This is a genomic window from Caulobacter sp. GW821-FHT10A10 (assembly GCF_059415745.1).
The window spans coordinates 282,118-301,763 of sequence record NZ_JBWKNV010000003.1; the positions used below are offsets into that span (position 1 = coordinate 282,118).

The 19,646-nt window shown below is 68.6% G+C and carries 18 protein-coding genes; 3 read left to right on the forward strand and 15 right to left on the reverse strand.

The window, feature by feature from the left end; all coding sequences use genetic code 11:
- Positions 1-98 precede the first annotated feature (98 nt).
- The 8 genes from AC07NS_RS10635 to AC07NS_RS10670 form a co-directional block, all read right to left on the reverse strand.
- Positions 99-980 (reverse strand): hypothetical protein, encoded by an 882-nt coding sequence (locus tag AC07NS_RS10635; protein WP_494603067.1) that lies wholly within the window; start codon positions 978-980, stop codon positions 99-101.
- Positions 981-1,062: 82 nt separating this feature from the next.
- Entirely contained in the window at positions 1,063-1,302 is a 240-nt protein-coding gene (locus AC07NS_RS10640) for a hypothetical protein (protein ID WP_487288429.1), read from the reverse strand.
- 31 nt (positions 1,303-1,333) lie between these two features.
- A complete protein-coding gene (locus tag AC07NS_RS10645; RefSeq protein ID WP_494603068.1) occupies positions 1,334-1,588 on the reverse strand; it encodes a DUF3297 family protein in 255 nt (84 codons plus the stop codon).
- Positions 1,589-1,683: 95 nt separating this feature from the next.
- Complete coding sequence (locus AC07NS_RS10650; RefSeq protein WP_494603069.1) at positions 1,684-3,108, reverse strand: serine hydrolase domain-containing protein; 1,425 nt, start codon at positions 3,106-3,108, stop codon at positions 1,684-1,686.
- A gap of 86 nt (positions 3,109-3,194) precedes the next feature.
- Complete coding sequence (gene parC / locus AC07NS_RS10655; RefSeq protein WP_494603070.1) at positions 3,195-5,474, reverse strand: DNA topoisomerase IV subunit A; 2,280 nt, start codon at positions 5,472-5,474, stop codon at positions 3,195-3,197.
- Between the two features lie 76 nt (positions 5,475-5,550).
- The gene (locus AC07NS_RS10660; protein ID WP_494603071.1) at positions 5,551-5,763 is read right to left on the reverse strand and encodes a hypothetical protein; all 213 of its coding nucleotides are present in this window, start codon (positions 5,761-5,763) and stop codon (positions 5,551-5,553) included.
- Positions 5,764-5,846: 83 nt separating this feature from the next.
- The gene (locus AC07NS_RS10665) at positions 5,847-7,319 is read right to left on the reverse strand and encodes an ATP-binding protein (RefSeq protein WP_494603072.1); all 1,473 of its coding nucleotides are present in this window, start codon (positions 7,317-7,319) and stop codon (positions 5,847-5,849) included.
- Entirely contained in the window at positions 7,316-7,987 is a 672-nt protein-coding gene (locus AC07NS_RS10670; RefSeq protein WP_494603073.1) for a response regulator, read from the reverse strand. The genes AC07NS_RS10665 and AC07NS_RS10670 overlap by 4 nt, the downstream gene beginning before the upstream one ends.
- Before the next feature lie 122 nt (positions 7,988-8,109).
- Between AC07NS_RS10670 and AC07NS_RS10675 the strand changes: the two genes are divergently transcribed.
- Both AC07NS_RS10675 and AC07NS_RS10680 read left to right on the forward strand, forming a co-directional pair.
- A complete protein-coding gene (locus AC07NS_RS10675; RefSeq protein ID WP_494603074.1) occupies positions 8,110-10,875 on the forward strand; it encodes a TonB-dependent receptor plug domain-containing protein in 2,766 nt (921 codons plus the stop codon).
- Between the two features lie 130 nt (positions 10,876-11,005).
- Positions 11,006-11,776 (forward strand): siderophore-interacting protein, encoded by a 771-nt coding sequence (locus AC07NS_RS10680; RefSeq protein ID WP_494603075.1) that lies wholly within the window; start codon positions 11,006-11,008, stop codon positions 11,774-11,776.
- Positions 11,777-11,959: 183 nt separating this feature from the next.
- On the opposite strand, the gene recO is transcribed toward AC07NS_RS10680, so the two are convergent.
- The 5 genes from recO to lepB form a co-directional block, all read right to left on the reverse strand.
- Positions 11,960-12,691 (reverse strand): DNA repair protein RecO, encoded by a 732-nt coding sequence (recO, locus tag AC07NS_RS10685; protein ID WP_494603076.1) that lies wholly within the window; start codon positions 12,689-12,691, stop codon positions 11,960-11,962.
- Between the two features lie 18 nt (positions 12,692-12,709).
- Positions 12,710-13,564 carry an arylamine N-acetyltransferase family protein gene (locus AC07NS_RS10690; RefSeq protein WP_494603077.1) on the reverse strand — a complete coding sequence of 285 codons (855 nt, stop codon included), beginning with the start codon at positions 13,562-13,564 and terminating at the stop codon, positions 12,710-12,712.
- The gene (gene era / locus AC07NS_RS10695; RefSeq protein ID WP_487288203.1) at positions 13,557-14,507 is read right to left on the reverse strand and encodes a GTPase Era; all 951 of its coding nucleotides are present in this window, start codon (positions 14,505-14,507) and stop codon (positions 13,557-13,559) included. The genes AC07NS_RS10690 and era overlap by 8 nt, the downstream gene beginning before the upstream one ends.
- Positions 14,508-14,654: 147 nt before the next feature.
- Entirely contained in the window at positions 14,655-15,362 is a 708-nt protein-coding gene (gene rnc / locus AC07NS_RS10700; protein ID WP_487288204.1) for a ribonuclease III, read from the reverse strand.
- Positions 15,363-15,366: 4 nt separating this feature from the next.
- Positions 15,367-16,224, reverse strand: a complete 858-nt coding sequence (lepB, locus tag AC07NS_RS10705) for a signal peptidase I (RefSeq protein WP_494603078.1) — start codon at positions 16,222-16,224, stop codon at positions 15,367-15,369.
- A 206-nt stretch (positions 16,225-16,430) separates the two neighbouring features.
- Here lepB and AC07NS_RS10710 point away from each other — a divergent pair, with 206 nt between their 5' ends.
- Complete coding sequence (locus tag AC07NS_RS10710; RefSeq protein ID WP_494603079.1) at positions 16,431-17,765, forward strand: S41 family peptidase; 1,335 nt, start codon at positions 16,431-16,433, stop codon at positions 17,763-17,765.
- A gap of 283 nt (positions 17,766-18,048) precedes the next feature.
- Here the strand turns inward: AC07NS_RS10710 and AC07NS_RS10715 are convergent, their stop codons facing one another.
- Together AC07NS_RS10715 and AC07NS_RS10720 are read right to left on the reverse strand one after the other, a co-directional pair.
- The gene (locus AC07NS_RS10715; RefSeq protein ID WP_494603080.1) at positions 18,049-19,311 is read right to left on the reverse strand and encodes a hypothetical protein; all 1,263 of its coding nucleotides are present in this window, start codon (positions 19,309-19,311) and stop codon (positions 18,049-18,051) included.
- A gap of 161 nt (positions 19,312-19,472) precedes the next feature.
- Complete coding sequence (locus AC07NS_RS10720; protein WP_494603081.1) at positions 19,473-19,616, reverse strand: hypothetical protein; 144 nt, start codon at positions 19,614-19,616, stop codon at positions 19,473-19,475.
- Between the last annotated feature and the right edge of the window lie 30 nt (positions 19,617-19,646).

Below are 19,646 nucleotides of genomic sequence, written 5' to 3' on the forward strand. Positions count from 1 at the left end.
ACGCTCTCAATCGTCCGCCCTCGACCGTGGCGGAAACCGGGTATTTCGCCCTTGCCGTGAGCATACGCACCTAATCGCGCCCAACCAAGCGGCGCCGTTCAGTGGCCGTGGCCGCCCCCATGGCCGTCGTCATGTCCGTGGGCGGACTTCGGGGCCGGCTCGGTGTGGGTCAGCTGCTTCTGGCAGCGTTCGAGCAGGCGCAGGTTGTCGGGGCTGTTCCAGACGTCGGCGAACTCGACCACCACCAGGCGCAGGCGGCGCATGTGCTCGTTCCACTCCAGCGGCGGCTCGGGCTTGTCCTCGTCGTGCTCGTGGTCGTCGTGATCCTTGCCGTGGGCGTCGGCCCCGCAGGTGCAGCGATGCGGCGCGGCGGCCTGGGCCGGGCTGGCGCCGGCGTTGATGATCACGGTCTGCTTGCTGCTGATCTTCACCTGCGGCGTCGCCAGGGCCAGGCCGCCGACGGTGACCGGCGCGCAGCAGATCACGCACTGGCAGGGCGCGGGCGCCTTGCAGGTCGCCGGCTCGTGCGGCTTGGCATGGGGATCGTGGCCCGCCTTGGCCTCGTCGTGGCCGCCGCAGGTGCAGATCTTGGGCTTGGGTTTCGGTTTGTGCTCGGCCTTGACCTCGGGCTTGGGGAACTCGCCGACGCAGGCCTTGCTCAGCGCCTTCAGCGCCTTGCCGCCGGCGCCGAACTCGATCAGCGCCCCGACCCGGGCGTCGACCTCGGCGACCAGTTCTTCGGCGCGGCGCAGCAGTTCGCCCGTCGGCGCGCTGGTGGCGGCCACGCAGCGGGCCAGGATCGCCTTGTGAATGGTCTTGGGCACGTCGCGCCAGCGCTCGTCCCGGCCCTTGCGACCCGTGAAGCGCCCCGCGCAATAGGCCAGGGCGGCGACCGCGAGCGCGATCAGGACGATGCCGGCCAGCAGGGTCGGATCGAAGATCGGGACCGGCGTCTCGACCGGAAACTCGGATTGATACACCCCACCCCTCCCGCAAGCGCCATTCGACGAGCAGCGTTATGGTTAACGCATGCGCGCGACGCTTGCACGGCGAAGGTTGAGTTCAGCGGCGGGAAATCACGCCTCGGGCGCGGGCGCCCTGGTCATAGCGGCTCTCGCCGCCATAGACGGCGACTTCGCACAGGATGTCGCCGCCTTCCTGGGCGGCCCACAGGTAGTTCCGCTCGACCTCGACGTGGCGGCCGGCCGGCGAAATGCCCTCGAAGGTGTCTCCCCAGGGAATCACCTTCGAGAGCTCGCGCCAACTCAGGGTCATGCCGCGCGACAGCTCGTCGTCGGCCATGGCCTGGAGATCGGGATCGCTCACCCGCGTCCTACTCGGACGGGGCTTCGAGGTCGCGGAAGTACGGCACGACCTCGCCTTGCAGCTTGATGGTCATGGCGTTGCCCTTGCGGTCGACGGTCTTGCCGGCGGTCACCCGCACCCAGCCTTCGCTGACGCAGTACTCGTCGACATTGTTCTTCTCGACGCCCTTGAAGCGCACGCCCACGCCCCGCTCCATGGCGGCTTCGTCGTAGAAGGGGCTGTCGGGATTGGCGGACAGACGGTCGGGAGGGGTATCGCTCATCGGGTCGGCTTTCGAAGTCTGGAGGCGAGCAGGCCCGCCGAAGCGGGCGTGATAGCGAGGAAAGGCGGGAAAACCAAGCGCTTGGGGCTAGAGCCTCAGCGCGAGGCCGGCGCCCGGCCGGTCGACGGCCCCTTCGAGGGGCCGGCCGGGGGCTTGGCGGGCGCGGTCGCCGTGTTGGCCGCCTGGCGCACCGGCGGCTTCTCCAGCGCGTGATAGACCCACTTGCGGGTCTCGGCGTCGAGGCCGGGGCCCACCCCGCCAAGGCGCTGGATCATGCCGATGAAGAAGAGGTCGTTGGCCGGGTCGATCCAGAACCAGGTGCCGGCGCTGCCGCCCCAGCTGATCGTGCCCGGCCCCACCGGCGCGCCCGAGGCGGCCGGATCGACCGCCACCGCCACGTCGATGCCGTAGCCCATGCCCAGGGCGAACGGGAAAGCCTTCTGCTGGCCGGGCTTGAGCACGCCGGAGGTGCCGTCGGTGGTCACCTGGAAGCTCGGCGGCAGGTGGTTCAGCCGCATCATCGCCACCGTCTCCGGCTCGAGGATGCGCACGCCTTCCAGGTCGCCGCCGTTGAGGATCATCTGGGCGAAGCGGGCGAAGTCCTGGGCGGTGGAAAGCAGGCCCCCTCCCCCCGACGGCGCCAGCGGCGGCCGGGAGACGTCGCGCCAGCCGCCCTCGACGGCGGGCATGAGCTTGCCGGTGACGGGGTCGGCGTCATAGATCGCCGCCAGCCGCGCCAGCTTGTCCGGCGGCGTCCAGAAGGCGGTGTCCTTCATTTTCAGCGGCTTGAAGATCCGCTGGCGCATGAACTCCGGCAGGGCCTGGCCCGACAGCCGCTCGATGATCAGGCCCTGGATGTCGGCCGCGACGCTGTAGCGCCACAGCTTTCCGGGCTCCGAATACATCGGCAGGCTCGAGATCTTCTGCACCATCGAGAACAGCGAGTCCGACTGCAGCACGCCCGCCCGATAATAGGCCTGGTCGGCGAGGCTGCCCGGATCGTCGGCGATGCCGTAGGCGAAGCCGGCCGTGTGGGTCATCAGCTCGCGCATGGTCGGCGGACGGCTGAGCGGCGACAGGACCGGCCGGCCGCTGGCGTCGACGCCGTTGGCGACGCGCAGGTTCTCGAACTCGGGAATGAACTTGGTGACCGGATCGTCCAGCTTCCAGCGGCCCTCGTCGTAGAGGATCAGCATGGCCACGCCGGTGACCGGCTTGGTCTCCGAGCGAATGCGGAAGATGGCGTCTAGCGGCATCGGCTGGACGTCTTCCAGCGCGCGCTTGCCGAAGGTCTGCTCGCTGACGATCTTGCCGTGGCGGGCCAGCAGGGTCACGCCGCCGGCGATCTGGCCCTGGTCGACCAGGCGCTGCATGGTCTCATCGACCCGCTTGAGCTTCTCCGACGAGAAGCCCGCGGCCTCGGGCTTGGCGCGCGGCAGGCCGCCCGCCACCCCGGGATGGGCGGCGGCCAGACCCAGGAACCCGGCCAGGGCTCCGACGGACTTGCGCCACAAGCTCATAAGTCGACTTATCTCACAGGTGGTTGGCGAGAGCATGGCGCCTACCTACGCGCGCTACGCCCTCGCCGATATCACATCACTCAAGCCTACTTGGGCTTGAACCGCTTGGACGTCGGGAAGCCCTTGGGCGCCAGCTTGCCGGCGCCGGCGCGGCGGCCGACGAAGGTCTGCCAGTCGGCCCAGTCACGACGGCGCAAAGCCGAGTCGATCCAGAAGCCGCCGGTCTCGGCGTTGAACGACAGGCCGTCGCGCAGGCCGCCCTCGCGATAGGCCTGCAGCTTGACGCCCTTGCCACGCGGCATCTCCGGCAGCTCTTCCAGCGGGAAGATCAGGATCTTGCCGTTGTCGCCGATCACCGCGAACTGGTCGCCCACCGCTTCCAGGCAGAAGGCCGCGCCCGAGGCGTCTACGGTCAGCACCTGCTTGCCCGCCTTGCGGTTGGCCAGGGCCTCCTCCTCCGGCAGCAGGAAGCCGTAGCCCTGCTTGGAGGCCAGGATGCGCTTGCGGCCGGCCTTGAACGGGAAGACGTCGATGATCTTCACCTTGTCGTCCAGCTCGATCATCATCCGCACCGGCTCGCCATGCCCCCGCGCCGACGGCAGGTTGGCGCAGCCCAGCGTGAAGAACCGGCCGTCCGAGGTGAACAGCAGGAGCTTGTCGGTGGTCTCGGCCGGCACCAGGAAGCCGAGCTTGTCGCCTTCCTTGAACTTCAACTCCGACGGGTCCTCGATCTTGCCCTTGGCGGCGCGGATCCAGCCACGCTCGGACAGGATGATGGTGATCGGCTCGCGCACGATCATCGCCTCGATGGCGGCGTCGGCGTCGACCACCGGGGCCACGTCGAACACCGAGCGGCCGGTCACGCCGGTCGGGCGCGGCTTGTCCAGCGGATGCTTGATCTTGATCAAGGACGCGCGCACCTGGCGCAGGCCCGTGCCGACCAGGTCCCACTGCTTCTTGTCGCTGGCCAGCATGGCCAGGATGCCGTCGCGCTCTTCCACCAGTTCGGCGTGCTCGCGGCGGATCTCCATCTCTTCCAGCTTGGCCAATTGGCGCAGGCGGGTGTTGAGGATGGCGTCGGCCTGGATGTCCGAGAGCCCGAAGGTCTCGATCAGCTTTTCCTTCGGCTTTTCCTCGTAGCGGACGATGCGGATCACCTCGTCGAGATTGAGGTAGGCGATCAGCAGGCCGTCGAGGATGTGCAGTCGGGCTTCGATCTTGGCCAGGCGGTGGCGGGCCCGGCGGGTCAGCACCTCGCGACGGTGGGCCAGGAAGGCCATCAGGGCCGACTTGATGCCCATGACGCCCGGCGTGCCGCGCGCGTCCAGCACGTTGATGTTGACCGAGAACCGGCTTTCCAGCGCCGAGAGCTTGAACAGGCTCTCCATCAGCACTTCGGGTTCGACGTTCTTGGACTTGGGCTCGAGGACGAGACGGATGTCCTCGGCGCTCTCGTCGCGGACGTCGCCCAGCAGGGCCGCCTTCTTGCTCTCGATCAGGTCGGCCAGCTGCTCGACCAGATCCGACTTCTTCACCTGATACGGGATCTCGGTGACGACGATCTGGTAGGTCCCGCGGCCGGTCTCTTCCTTCTCCCACTTGGCGCGGGTGCGGACGCCGCCACGGCCGGTCTCGTAGGTTTCAAGCAAGGACGCGGCCGGCTCGACGATGACGCCGCCGGTCGGGAAGTCGGGGCCCGGCACGCGCTCGAGGATCTCGGCGGTCGTGGCTTCCGGGTTGCTCAGCAGCAGCAGGCAGGCGTCGATAAGTTCGGCCGGGTTGTGCGGCGGGATCGAGGTGGCCATGCCGACGGCGATGCCGGCCGAACCGTTGGCCAGCAGGTTCGGGAAGCCCGACGGCAGGACCACCGGCTCCTCGTCCTGACCGTCGTAGGTCGGGCGGAAGTCGACCGCGTCCTCATCGATGCCGTCGAGCAGAAGCGTCGCCGCCTCCGTCATCTTGCATTCGGTGTAACGCATGGCCGCGGCGTTATCGCCGTCGATGTTGCCGAAGTTGCCCTGCCCCTCGACCAGCGGGATGCGCTGGGAGAAGTCCTGGGCCAGGCGCACCAAGGCGTCATAGATCGACTGGTCGCCGTGCGGGTGGAAGTTACCCATCACCTCGCCGACCACCTTGGCGCACTTGCGCGCGGCGGACTCCGGGTTCAGGCGCATGTTGCTCATGGCGTAGAGCACGCGCCGGTGCACCGGCTTCATGCCGTCGCGCACGTCGGGCAGAGCCCGCGAGCCGATGGTCGACAGCGCATAGGCCAAGTAGCGCTTGGACAGCGCCTCGGTCAGCGGCTCTTCGAGGATGCGGTCGCCGTCGCCGGGACCGCCGGGGGGAGGAAGGACGGGCTTGTTCATCAATCAGATTCGTTTCGGCCCGCCAGCCTAGCAGATGTCGGCCGCTCGATTCGAGGCCGTGGGGGCTTTTTACGGCCTAACCGGCCGCCGGCGCCCCGAGAACGGCCCCGGCCCGCTCGACGAGGTCGATCACCGCCTCGTCGCGCCACACCTCGACGGCCTGGGCGCTGCCGTGGTCGCGCAGCAGCGACAGGGCGTGCCGGCGATAGCCGCCCTCGTCCAGGTCCTGGATATCGACGGCCGTGGCGACCTGGTTCGCGGCCAGACAGACGAACGTGTAGGTTTTCATCAACAGCCCTCGCCGTGACCCTAACAGATCGGCGCAGCTTGTTGGTCGCCTGGTCGACCGATCACGGGATTGGGATCGGCGCGTCAGCCCTCGGCGGTTTCGCCGATGCGCGCCGGCAGGGCCAGGGTGGCGCGCAGGCCGCCGATCGGCGCGCGCCCCAGGGTCAAGGCCCCGTCATGCAGCTCGGCCAGTTCCAGCGCGATCGGCAGGCCAAAGCCGTGGCCGGCTCCGCGTTCGTCCAGCCGGCTGCCTGGCACCAGGGCGGCGGCGGCGGCCTCGTCGGTCAGGCCCGGGCCATCGTCGTCGATGACCAGCACCGCCCTGCCCCCGTCGCGACTGGCGCTCACCCGCACGGTCCGCTCCGCGAACTTCCAGGCGTTGTCGAGCAGGTTGCCGGTCATCTCGTCGAAGTCCTGCGGATCGCAAGCCACGAACAGGTCGTCGGGTATGTCGAGCTCGGCCCGCACGCCGGCGGCGGCGTGGATGCGCGACAGGGCCGCGACCAGATCCTCGAGGCGCGGCCTGACGTGCAGGGCCGGACGCCCCGGCGCCCCCGGCGAGGCGGCGCGGGCCCGGCCCAGGTGATGGCCGATCGCGCCGTCGATCTGGGCGATCAGGCTGGCCAGGCTGCCGTCGGGATCGCGCCCCGGCTCGGCCAGCCTCACCGCCAGCGTCGCCAGCGGGGTCTTCAGGCCATGGGCCAGGTTGGAGACATGGCTGCGCGCCTTGGCCAGGGCCGCCTCGTTGTGGTCGAGCAAGGCGTTCAGCTCGGCGACCACCGGCTCCAGCTCCTTGGGTTGGCGGTCCTCTATGCGCTGCTGCTCGCCGGCCCGCACGGCGGCCAGCGAGGTTCCGAGCTTGCGTAGCGGCCGTAGGCCTAGCTCCAGCTGGCCGATCATCGCCGCCAGCAGGCCAACGCCCAGCACCGACAGCGACAGCAGTAGCGGCCGCAGCCCCTCGTCGCGCATGCGGTCGCGGATGTAGCGCGGCGCGCCGGCGGTGATCACCACCGGGCCGCGGCTGGAGTTCACCGTCAGGGTGCGGAAATAGAAGCTCTCGTTCCAGCCGCTGCGCGAGCGCCAGCGGCGCGACTCCTTCAGCGGACCGGTCGGCGGCTTTTCGAGATGGGCCTCGCGAGGCGGGCGTTCGCCTTGCGGGCCTTGGGCGCTCTGCGGTCCTTGAGGGCGATCACGATCGGGGCGCGGCCCCTCGGCCTTGGGCCAGGGCGACGGGCCCGCGCTCTGGCGCGGATCCATCATGGCCACGGTCTGCGAGCGCAGCGTCCCGGCCGGTCCCTTGACCACCCAGGCCCAGCCCGCCCCGCGTCGCACGAACGGTCCGACCGACTGGATGCGGTCCTGGTCCAGCGAGCCGTCGGGCTTCACCGCCCGGGCCAGCACCGAAATCTGGGATTCCAGGCTGGCGTCGACGTTGCGGCGGACGAACTGGTCGAGGGTCGGGCGGATGGTCAGGGCCGCCAGCACCACCGCCAGGATGGTGAACAGCACGCCGCTGATCAGCAGCCGGGCGCGGATCGAGGTCAGCGACGCGATCACGACGGCTCGCCCCCGGCGGTCAGGCGATAGCCCCGCCCGCGCACCGTCTCGATCATCTCGTGGCCGATCTTGCGCCTGAGGCGCCCGACGATGACCTCCAGCGAGTTGGAGTCGCCGCCAGCGTCGCCCTCATAGGCCTGTTCCAGAATGTCCATCCGCTCGACCACCACCTCCTTGCGCAGGATCAGGCACGACAACACCCGCCACTCGAAGCTGGTCAGCTTCAGCGGCATGCCGTCGAACTCGAACCCGCCCAACTGGGCGTCGTAGGTCAGCCGCCCGCAGGCGATCTTCGGACCATGATGGCCGGCCGCCCGGCGCATCAGAGCGCGCAGGCGCATGACCAGCTCCTCCACCCGAAACGGCTTGGTCAGGTAGTCGTCGGCGCCGGCCTTGAAGCCCTCGACCTTCTCGGTCCAGCCATAGCGGGCGGTGAGGATCAGCACCGGCAGCGGCCGGTTCTGCTCGCGCCAGGAGCGCAGCACCGACAGCCCGTCCTGCTTGGGCAGGCCCAGGTCGAGCACGGCGGCGGCGTAGGTTTCGGTCGAGCCCAGGTGCGCGCCGGTCTCGCCGTCGGCGGCGATATCGACCGCGAACTGCTCTTCGCGCAGGGCCTGGGCGATGCTCTCGGCCAACGGCGCGTCGTCTTCGACCAACAGGATGCGCATCCCCCATCCTTAGCCGATGAACCCAAACCGAACCTGAACCAGTTCGTTCAGGCTGCGTCGGGGTTGAGTGCGTTACAGAGGCTGAACTCGAGGGATTCGGCCTAGCCGTGGGGATTTAGGAAATGACGAGGAAGATGGCCCTGCTGGGCCTTCTGGGCTGCATCACGCCGTCGATGCTGTACGCGCAGGAGGCCGCCAAGCCCGCCCCCCAGACGCGCCAGGTCGCCCAGGAAGCCGAGGACGTCGAGGTCGAGGGCATCGTGGTCACCGGCCAGCGCCAGTACGGCGCGGTGCTGGGCGACATCCAGCCGGAAGAGACCTTCACCGCCGCCGACGTCCGCTCCCTCGGCGTCAGCTCGGTGACCGAACTGCTGTCGGAACTGTCGGCCCAGACCACCAGCGCCAGCGGCGGCTCGCCCGTCGTGCTGCTGAACGGCCGCCGGATCTCCGGCATGGGCGAGATCCGCGACATCCCCACCGAAGCCATCCAGCGGGTCGAGATCCTGCCCGAGGAAGTGGCCCTGAAGTACGGCTATTCGGCCGACCAGAAGGTGGTCAACGTCGTGCTGCGCCAGCGCTTCCGCGCCCGCACCGGCGAGGTCAGCCTGGCCGGTCCCACCGACGGCGGCCAGACCACCGAGCAGTTCGACTCCAGCACCCTGCGTCTCAACCGCCAGGGCCGCCTGAACAGCGCCTTCAAGTACAGCCACAGCGACAAGCTGCTGGAAAGCGACCGCGACCTCGAGCCGACCGAGACCGACCAGCGCTATGACGGCGACGTCTCATCCTACCGCACGCTGAAGCCGCGCACCGACAGCCTGTCGTACAACACCGTCTACAACCGCGTGCTCGACAACGGCGTCTCGGCCACGGTCAACGGCAGCCTGTCCTACGACCAGAGCCAGTCGCTGCAGGGCCTGTCGAAGGCCCGGCTGAACGTCCCCACGACCAGCCCGTTCTACGCCGGCGACACCACCCTCTATCGCTATGTGACCGACCTCGGCGCCATGGAGCAGTGGAACCGCTCGTGGAACGCCCACGGCGGCTTCACCCTGGACGGCGCGATGAAGTCGTGGCGCTGGAACCTGACCGGCAACTACGACCACGACGAAAGCCGCACCTCCAGCGACCGTGACGCCAGCGTCGTCGACCTGCAGGCGCGCCTGACCGCCCTGGATCCGACCTTCGATCCCTATGCCGACCTGCCGACCGGCAGCTTCCAGCGCAACACCGCCCACTCGATCAACGACACGGTCAACACCCAGCTGGTGATGAACGGCGCGCTGTATCGCCTGCCGGGCGGCGACATCTCCTCGACGGTCAAGCTTGGGGCCGAGGGTGCCTGGGTGGATTCCTGGTCGCGCCGTCTGGGCGTCGAGACCGACGCCGACCTGTCGCGCGGCACGGCCAACGCCCAGGTCAGCTTCGACGTGCCGATCACCAGCCGGAAGAACAACTTCATGGCCAAGGTCGGCGACCTGTCGGCCAACCTGAACCTGGCGGTGAACCAGCTGTCGGACTTCGGCACCCTCAGCACCGTCGGCGGCGGCCTCAACTGGTCGCCGATCAAGCCGGTCAGCTTCATCGTCTCCGGAACCCGCCAGGAGAACGCCCCCAGCATGTCGCAGCTGGGCGGGGCCCAGGTCACGACCACGGGCGTGCAGGTGTTCGACTACGTCAACGGCGAGAGCGTCGAGATCACCCGCGTCAGCGGCGGCAATCCCGACCTGAAGTCCGAAGAGCGCAACGTCCTGAAGTTCGGCGTCACGGTGAAGCCGCCGGTCATCGACGGCCTGTCGATCAACGCCAACTACACGCGCACCCGCATCGACAATCCGATCTCATCGTTCCCCAGCGCCACGGCGGCGACCGAGGCGGCCTTCCCCGACCGCTTCTTCCGCGACGGCGACGGCACGCTGATCCGCATCGACGCCCGCCCGGTGAACTACGCCAAGCGCGAGAGCGAGCAGATCCGCTGGGGCTTCAACTACTCCCACCAGATCGGCAAGACCCCGCCGCGTCCCACCCCGACGCCGGAAGAGATGCAGCGCTGGCGTGAACGCCAGGACGGCCAGGGTCGCCAAGGTCAGGGTCAAGGCCAGGCCGCTCAAGGCCAGCAAGGCCAAGCCCAGACCGCGGATCGCTCGACCCAGCCTCCCGGCATGGATCTGCTGCAAGGCCTCCAGCGCCAGGGCGGCGAGCAGCGCAGCGGCGACAACGCCAACGCCCAGACCTCGTCCGACCAGACCCGCACCGCCGGCGACCAGGCTTCCAGCAGCGGCGGCGACCGGGGTCCCGGCGGCGGCGATCGCGGTCCGGGCGGCTTCGGCGGCGGACCGGGCGGCGGCTTCGGCGGTCCCGGCGGCCCGGGCGGTCCCGGGGGCGGCGGCCTGGGCGCGGCGCGCCTGCAGCTGGCCCTGTTCCACACCGTGCGCCTGCGCGAGCGGATCTACATCTATGACGGCGGAACCCCGCTCGACCTGTTGAGCGGCGACGCCATCGGCAGCAGCGGCGGCACGCCCCGCAACGAGGTCGAGGCCCAGGTCGGCTTCACCAAGCAGGGCATGGGCGCGCGCCTGACCGCCAACTGGCGGGAGGCCACGCAGGTCGACGGCGGCACGACCGGCAGCTCGACCGGCACGCTGAAGTTCTCGGACCTGACGACGGTGAACCTGCGCCTGTTCGCCAATCTCGGCGCCCGGCGCGAACTGGTGGCCAAGTATCCGGTGCTGCGCGGCACGCGGGTGACCTTCGGGATCACCAACCTGTTCGACGAGAAGCAGACGGTGCGCGACGCCACCGGCGAGATCCCGACCAGCTACCAGGAGGACTACCTCGACCCCATCGGCCGCAGCGTGAAGCTGAGCGTCCGCAAGGTGTTCTTCTAAGACCTGGAAACGGCGGGCTCCTCGGATCCCGCCGTTTTTATTTCTCCGCCGGACATCCCCGGGCGGACGCAGGGGTCTAGGGTTCGAGCGTCCGGGCCGACTCCCATCCTCCGAAAAGGATATCCCGCCGATGACCACCCCCGCCGAAACCGCCGAAGCGACCGACCGCTGGGCCCTGCGCCGTGTGCGCCACGAGATCCGCCGCCGCGCGCTGACCGTCACCGCCGTCGAGCGCCTGTCGCCCGGCATGCTGCGCCTGGTCTTCGCCTCGCCCGATCTGGCCGATTTCGTCAGCGCCGGCTTCGACGACCACATCAAGCTGTTCTTCCCGGTCGAGGGCGGCGAGCCGGTGATGCGGGACTACACGCCCCGCAGCTTCGACAACGCCGCCCAGAGCCTGGTCATCGACTTCGCCGTGCACGAGGCCGGCCCGGCCACGGCCTGGGCCCTCTCGGCCAAGGTCGGCGACACGCTGAACATCGGCGGCCCGCGCGGCTCGGTCCTGCTTCCCGAGAACCTGCCCTGGCTGGTGCTGATCGGCGACGAAACCGCCCTGCCCGCCATCGGCCGTCGGCTGGAGGAAGCGCAAAGCGGCGAGACGATCACCACCCTGGCCATCGTCGACGCCGCGGACGACGCCCTGGCCGTCGAGACCAAGGCCGCCTGGACGCCGCACTGGCTGGTCCGCGACGGCGGCGAAGACACCGAAGCGCTCATTGCCGCGCTCGACGCCGTGCTGCCGGCCGACAAGGAAGGCTTCATCTGGCTCGCCGCCGAAGCCCGCGTGGCCAAGGCCCTGCGCGCGCATCTGGTCGAGGTTCGCGGCTTTTCGCCCAAGCAGATCAAGGCCGCCGGCTACTGGGTGCGCGGCGCCGAGGGCGTCCACGAGCGGATCGAGTAGCGAAACACCCTCTCCCCTTCTCCCGTCATTCCCGCCCTTGTGGCGGGAACCTCTCTGTCAGCCGCAAGTGCGGATGAGGCGGCGTGCCAAGCACGCCGCTGGCGCTTCACATGCGAGCGGAACCAGGGGTTCCCGCCACAAGGGCGGGAATGACGGGAGGTTGGAGTAGCGCGGCGTCGAAACCTAAAGCCGCCCCGCCTCGCCCAGCCGGTCCAGCAACCACATCCTCGCCGGCGGTAACGGCCTGTTCAAAGGCCCGAACACGAACTGCTCGAGGAAGTGGCCGGTGATGTCGAGGCCCGCCTTGACGTCGCCGTCGCTCAAGCCGCCCTGCGACGACAGCAGAAACGGCGGCAGCGGCAGCAGCTTGTCCTGATAGGGCGCGCCGGCCTTGCGGCTGACGGCCCGCCCCGTGCGCGGACTGACATAGACCAGGTCATCGACGTCGCCCGTGGCGGCGCACTTGGAGAGATCCAGGCCAAAGCCCAGGTCCTGAAGCAGACCCGCCTCGTAGCGCACATAGACCGCCGGCCAGATGTCGGGCATCTCCAGCACTCGGATCAGGGTCTCCAGCGCCAGGAACGCGCCCGGATGCGGCTCGCGCTCGGGCAGCGCACCAGCTGCGACCGAAGCGGCTGATTGCAGCCCGGCCAAAGCCAGGCGGTCGTCGAACAGCGACGAGGGCCCCTCGCCCATCGGCTCCAGCTGGGCCGAACCCATCTGGTCGGGACCGCGGGCGCGATAGCGGACGATCACCCGCGCCCCGGCCTGCAGGAACGGCTTCATCCGCCGCGACGCCGCCCCGGCCACGTGGGCGACGAACTTGCCCCGGTCCTGGGTCAAGAGCTCGACGATCGCCCCCGTCTCGCCGTGGGCGCGGGCCGACAGCACGAAGGCGTCGTCCTCCCATTCCATTTAGCGTAACCGGGCCATTTAGGCGGGCGTCCCCCAGCCCACGACCTTCTCCAGCACCGCGCGCCATTCCGGCTCGACCGGCAGGCCGATGACGTCGCGCAGCATCGTCTCCAGCTCGTCGACCGAGAGGTCGCGCTGCTCGACCAGAGCGCCGGTGGCGTCGCGGTGGGTCAGGCGGTTGTTCTTCAGGGCGTAGCGGGCGGTCGGCGTCGTGCGGCCCACCGTCATGCTCCAGGTGAAGTGGGAGCTGGGGTGGGTGTAGGTGAAGAAGTTGGCCGGCTCGTAGTCGACGTCGTCCCACGGCCCCAGCGCCACCTGGTAGAGCGGCGCCCACTTGCCCGACAGGTCGGCCAGCACCAGACGCTCGCCGCCCATCTCCGGCGCGGCCGGCTCGATGCGGAAGGCGCCGTTGGGCGTGGCCTGGACCTCGTCCGAGAACAGATCCAGCGGCGCGGTCAGCACGCAGCCGCCGAAACCGGCGTCAGCCAGCCAGTCCCTGCCGTCGATCGTGACCTTCAGGATCATGTGCGAGCGGGCGCGGGTCGGCGCTTCCGGCGGCTTCATCCACCAGACGCGCGCCATCAGCGACTGGACCTCAAAGCCCAGCGCCTTCAGCACCCGCTTCAGCAGTCCGTTCTGCTCGAAGCAGTAGCCGCCTCGCCGGGCCGTCAGCAGCTTGGCGTCGATGTCGGCCGGGATGATGCTGATCCCCCGGCCCAGCAGCACGTCGAGGTTCTCGAACGGAATGGCGTCCGGATGCTTCTGGCAGATCGCCCGCAGGGTCTCGAGCGTCGGCTCGCGCGGGCCGGCGTAGCCGATCCGCGCGAAATAGGCGTCGAGGTCCACGCTGGGAGCGACCTGTCCGTCAAACATCGAAATCGAGACCCATGTCGCTGAACAGGCCGCGTTCCTCGGCCCAGTTTTCCTTGACCTTCACGTGCAGGAAGAGGTGCACCTTGCGGTCCAGGATGTCCTGCAGTTCTTCGCGCGAGGCCTGGCCGATCCACTTCAGCACCTGGCCGCCCTTGCCCAGCACGATGGCCCGCTGGCCGTCGCGCTCGACATAGATGGTCTGCTCGATGCGAGCGCTGCCGTCGGCCCGTTCCTCGAACGAAGTGGTCTCGACGGTGGCCGCGTAGGGCAGCTCCTCGTGGACGCGCAGATAGATCTTCTCGCGGGTGATCTCGGCGGCCAGCAGGCGGGCCGGCAGGTCGGCGGTCTGGTCTTCCGGATAGAGCCACGGGCCTTCCGGCATCGCCTCGACCAGCTTGGCCATCAGGTCGTCGACGCCCGCGCCGGTCTCGGCGCTGATCATGAAGACGTCGGTGTAGACGCCGGCGTCGAAGAAGTCCTTGGCCACGCCCAGCAGGGTGTCGCGCTTGATACCGTCGATCTTGTTGAGCGCCAGGATCACCTTGCGCCCGCTCTCCTTGAGGGCCTCGATGATGGTCTGCACGTCCTGCACGGCGCGGTGCTCGGCCGGCGTGGCGTTGCGGGCGCGGTCGGCCAGTTCGGCCTGCACGTCGACGAGGTGCACGGTGACCTCGGCCTCTTCCGAGCCGGCCCAGGCCGAGCGCACCATGGCGCGGTCGAGCCGCCGGCGCGGGCTGAAGATCCCGGGGGTGTCGACGAGGATGATCTGGGCGTTGCCCGACAGGGCGACGCCGCGCACGGGGAAGCGCGTCGTCTGCACCTTCTGGGTGACGATCGAAACCTTGGCCCCGACCATGCGGTTGACCAGGGTGGACTTGCCGGCGTTCGGCGCGCCGATGATGGCGGCGAACCCGGCGCGGGTGTTCTGGGTGGAGTCAGTCATTGCGCGTGCGTGTAGCACAGCAGCGCCCAAAATCCTCCCCCCGAAACCCCCTCCGGCCCTTTGGGCCACCTCCCCCAGAGGGGGAGGATCTTCGCCGCGCCAGATGCTCCCCCTCTGGGGGAGCTGTCGCGGAGCGACTGAGGGGGTTTAACCCGCTCCCACCTGCTCCAGCAGCGCCTTCGCCGCGGCCTTCTCGGCTTCCTGGCGCGACTTGCCCTTGGCGATGGCTGGATCGACGTCCTTGACCAGGACCTCGACGGTGAACACCGGCGCGTGGTCGGGGCCGGTGCGCTCGAGCACGCGGTAGGTCGGCAGCGGCTTGCCCTTGCCCTGCGCCCATTCCTGCAGGGCGGTCTTCGGATCACGCGGACGCCCCTGCCCGGCCCGGTCGAACTCCTCCGACCACAGGTCGAGGAACACCTTGCGGGCCAGTTCCAGCCCGCCGTCCTGGTAGAGCGCGGCCATCAAGGCCTCGCAGGCGCCGGCCAGGATCGATTCCGTCTCGCGGCCGCCGATCTTGCTGGACGAGGCCGACAGGCGCAGGGCGGGACCAAGATCCGCGCCCTTGGCCACGCGGGCGCAGGTCTCGCGGCTGACCAGGGCGTTCAGGCGCGGGGCGAGCTCGCCCTCCTTGGCCTTGGGGAAGCGCTCGGCCAGGGCCTCGGCGGCCAGGAGCCCGAGCACCCGGTCGCCGATGAACTCCAGCACCTCGTTGTCGCGGACCTTGGCCTTGGCGCCGTCGCCGACGCTGGCGTGGGTCAGGGCCCGCTCGAGCAGTTCGCGATCTTCGAACCGATGACCGATCCGGCGCTCCAGGTCGCCGACGGCGGCGACCCGTCTGTCCTTCACGGCCATGGTGTTACTTCAGCACGCGGAAGAAGCGGCTCGGACGGGCGTCCAGGAACCAGGTCCAGGGCTTGAACAGGTGCGCGTCGGCGTTCCACGACAGCAGGATGATCTGGGCCTTGCCGACCAGGTTCTCGGCCGGGACGAAGCCCACGCCGATCGAGTCGCCCGTGTACTGGTCGTTCTCGTAGTTCCACTTGCAGGCGCCCGGATCCGTCTTGAACGGCGAGATGCCCGGGTTGAAGCGGCTGTCGGCCGAGTTGTCGCGGTTGTCGCCCATGAAGAAGTAGCAGTTCTCGGGAACGACATAGACCCCGGTGTTGTCGCCCTGGGTGTCCGGGCCGGCGTCGGCCTGGGTCAGGTAGGTGCGGCCCTCGGGCGTGGTTTCCTGGATGCGCTTCATCGGCTGGGTGAAGCCGTAGCCGCTGTCGACCAGCACGTCGGCCAGTTCCTGGCGCTTGACGGGCTTGTCGTTGATGTAGAGCGCGCCGCCGCGGACCTGGATGCGGTCGCCCGGCAGGCCGACCAGGCGCTTGATGTAGTCGACGTGGCCGTCGCGCGGCAGCTTGAAGACGATGATGTCGCCCCGCTTGGGCGTCGAGCCCAGGATGCGGCCCTTGAACAGCGGCGGGCTGAACGGGATCGAGTGCTTCGAATAGCCGTACGAGAACTTCGAGACGATGATGTAGTCGCCTTGATAGAGGTTGGGCTCCATCGAGGCCGACGGGATCGTGAACGGCTGGAACAGCAGAACCCGCAGCACCAGGGCGATGGCCAGGGCGTAGGCCACGGTCTTGATGATCTCGATGAATTCGTTGACGGCGCCGCCCTTTTCTTCTTCGGGGGGCGTGGTCTCGACGGCTTCGGTCATGCGCGCGGGGCTCTTTGCGAATGGGGTTCGGGCGAGCCCGACAGGTCTTGCTAGACGCGGTTGCCGCCGCGAGCAAGCATCGGCGCGATAGTGACGCTTCATGGCGACGATTGGGCGAACCGAACGATGGTCGCCTTAAAGATTATTCATTGGCCGCGACAGTCGACGAATGATGTTCTCCGGCGCGGTTCGTCAGGGGATCCGCCATGCGCCCGTCCATCCCGCTTCTCGCCCTCGCCGCCGGCCTGTGCGCCGTCTCGGTCGTCCAGGCCGCGCAGGTCGCGCCCCGCTCCGTGGTCGACGGCGTCGCCAAGGCCATCGCCGACAACTACTACGACGCCGCCAAGGGCGCGGCCGTCGCGGCCCAGCTGCGCGCCGAGGCCGCCAAGGGCGCCTACGACCGCCTGACCGACCCGCGCGACCTGGCCACCACGCTCAGCGAGCGCCTGCGGCCGCTGGATCACCACTTCAGCGTCTCCTGGTCGCCGCCCTCGGCCGACGGCCCGCCGCCGGGGGGCGCGGGATCGACACCTCGCCCCGCTCCTACCCAGGCGGGCTCGGACGTCACCCGGCCCGACCCGTTCCGTCGAGCCAACTACGGCGTGCGCCGGGTCGAGATCCTGGGCGGCAATCTCGGCTATATCGATCTGCGGATGTTCGCCGACTTCGAGTTCGGGCAGCCCGACCAACCTGCCCGCAAGGCCATCGAGGCGGCGCTGCAGACGGTGGCCAACGCCGACGCGGTGATCATCGACCTGCGCGACAACGGCGGCGGCTCGCCGGCCATGGTCGGCTACCTCTCCAGCGCCTTCACGCCCAAGGGCGCCGACATCTACAACACCTTCAAGTACCGCGAGGGCACGGCCAGCGAAGCCCCGACCGACTGGTACGCCGCCCCGCGCCTCGACGTGCCGCTCTATCTGCTCGTCAGCCCGCGCACCGGCTCCGCGGCCGAAGCCTTCGCCTACACCCTGAAGAACGCCAGGCGCGCCGTCATCGTCGGCGAGGCCAGCGCCGGGGCGGCCAATCCGGGCGGCCCCGTGCCGGTGGCCGGCGGCTTCGCGGTCTTCGTGTCCAACGGTTCGCCGATCAGCCCGATCACCAAGACCAACTGGGAAGGCGACGGCGTGCAGCCCGACGTCGCGGTTGTGCCCGCCAAGGCGCTGGAGACCGCCCGCGCCCTGGCGCTGGAGACGGTGCTCAAGACCGCCGCCGGCCCCGACGCTCAGGACGCCCGCTGGGCGCTGGAGGCGATCCGCGCCGAGGCCTCGCCGCCTGCGGCCAAGCCCCTAGCCGACTATGTCGGCGGCTACGGCGGCATCGATATCGTCCAACTCGACGGCCGCATCGGCATGAAGCGCGGCAAGCGTCCGGTCACCGTGCTGCTGCCATTGGGCGGCGAGAGCTTCACTGTTCTGGACGAACCCAGCCGCCGCGTGGTGTTCGAACGCGACGCCAAGGGCGCGGTGACAGCTTTCGAAGCCGTCAGCTCCGACGGCCGCAGCGCGCGCTATCGCCGCGAGGCGGCGCCGGCGAGCTGAAAGGCGGCGCCATCAGCAGCAGACGACTGGGCGCTCAGTCTTCAGTCCGGCCCCTAGTCGCAAACGATGTGAAATTGGCCGTTGGGCAACTTCACGACGTGGCATGACCCGCCCGCGACCCGGTCCGTTCGATTGACTGTCATGGCGCTGATCCGCAGATCCCCAAGGCCAAGCCCAGCCAAGGCCTGGTGCAGGTCCTGCATCTGTTTCTCCGACAATTCTGACGCTTCCGCGCTAGCGACGCGCGGTTCCCGTTTCTTGGACATGCGGCATCCTTTGCTCACTAGGGAATAGTCGTGACGGTCAGCGTCGTGGCGGTGTTAGACGGCGCCGTGTTCAAGGCCTGCATCTGCCGCAGGAAATTGAATACGTCCTTGGTGCTGTCGGCCGCACGAGGCACGCAATAATCGGCCTTTCGATACTCGACCTTCGTGAAGCAGTCCGCCTTGTCGGTGGTGATGTGCAGGAAGTTGGGATCGGCGGTAAGGTTGTCGATCGGCGCAGCACGGCCGTCGTAGAGGCGACCGATCAGGCCGAGATACGCGTAGATGCCGAAGATCGACCGCGTGTAGATTTCGTAGGTCATCCCATTGTGCGCGACCTTGAAGGCTCGCAGAGGCGAAGGTTTGGGGGTCTCCGCCTTTTTGGGCACGTTGATGTCGTAGTAATCCGTCTTCCCATCGCGGACGCGGACGAGCTTCCTGCCGCCATCGAGCGCCATCCAGGCCGCCCCATCGGCGGTCGCCACGATCGTCGGGGCGCTCGCGGTCCCACCACCGCTCTGCGAAGCTGAACCAGCGACAGCTTCCAGCCAATCGGCCTTGTCGCAGGTGGACGCCGCCGGATCAGCGACCCATGGCGTCTTCGACGTCAGCGCGTAGTACGGGGGGATGATCACCCCGTCGAAGCACAGGCGACTGCGCGGCAGCGAGCGCCCCGTCGGCATCGCCGTGACATCGATCTCCGCGGTCAGGCCCTGCCTGAGAAGTGAGAAGAGAAGTGCGCCAAACTCTACAAAATCACTGTCGCTGGAAGGGTCGTTCCGGAAGTCTTTGACGGTTGTTCCATCATCAACGCGGATGTGGTCGATGGCGAGCAGGAACAGCAGACTGCGATCGTAGCCCTGGTTGATGAAGAGGGCCAAGGAGGCGGGCGTGGTCGGCGTGAGCAGAGCGACGTACGACTCGGGCGTGTCGATCACGCTGACATTGACCGTGCTCTGCCCCGAACGGGTCAGCGTGTCCGGCCCGAGGAGAAAGCTCCTGGGATTGGTATGGAGATGCGGGCCGAGATTGAAGCCGCCAAAGCCAGCCTGTCCCGAAAGCGTGCTCGCGCCCTGCGCGGTCGTGATCGACACGAATGTCAGCGGCTCGTGGTGTCGCGCTCGGAGCACGTTCAGAAGAACGGCTTGGTTGCCGTAGTCGGCCGCCTGGTTGTTGATGGTACTGACCCGCGTGTCCTGAGGCTGCACAGTCGTGCAACCGGCCAGCACCGCCATCGCAAGCGTTGAAGCGATCGTTCGCGTGAATGCGGAAATGAAAGCCACGATCCGTCCCCCAACGGCGCGCCGGGCCTCTGGCGCTGAGCATTAACCATGCCGGAACAGAGGCCAAAATTCAACCTTAAGTTAAATCGAGAAGGAAAATTGCGAGATCCCGCTCCCCCTTTGGCCGACGTCGGATCGCCAAAGCCATCCTTGGATAGACTTTAGAGCGTCAAGGTCGCCAGGATCGCCACCAGCACCAGCGCCAGGAAACCCCAGCCGATGGCCAGCCAGGCGAACGGCCGCTGCTGCCAGGGCGCCAGATTGGAACGCTTGGGTTCGACGTCCTCGCCGGTCCAGATGGTCATGTTGCAGTCCCCCCGTTTCGAAACGGCGCA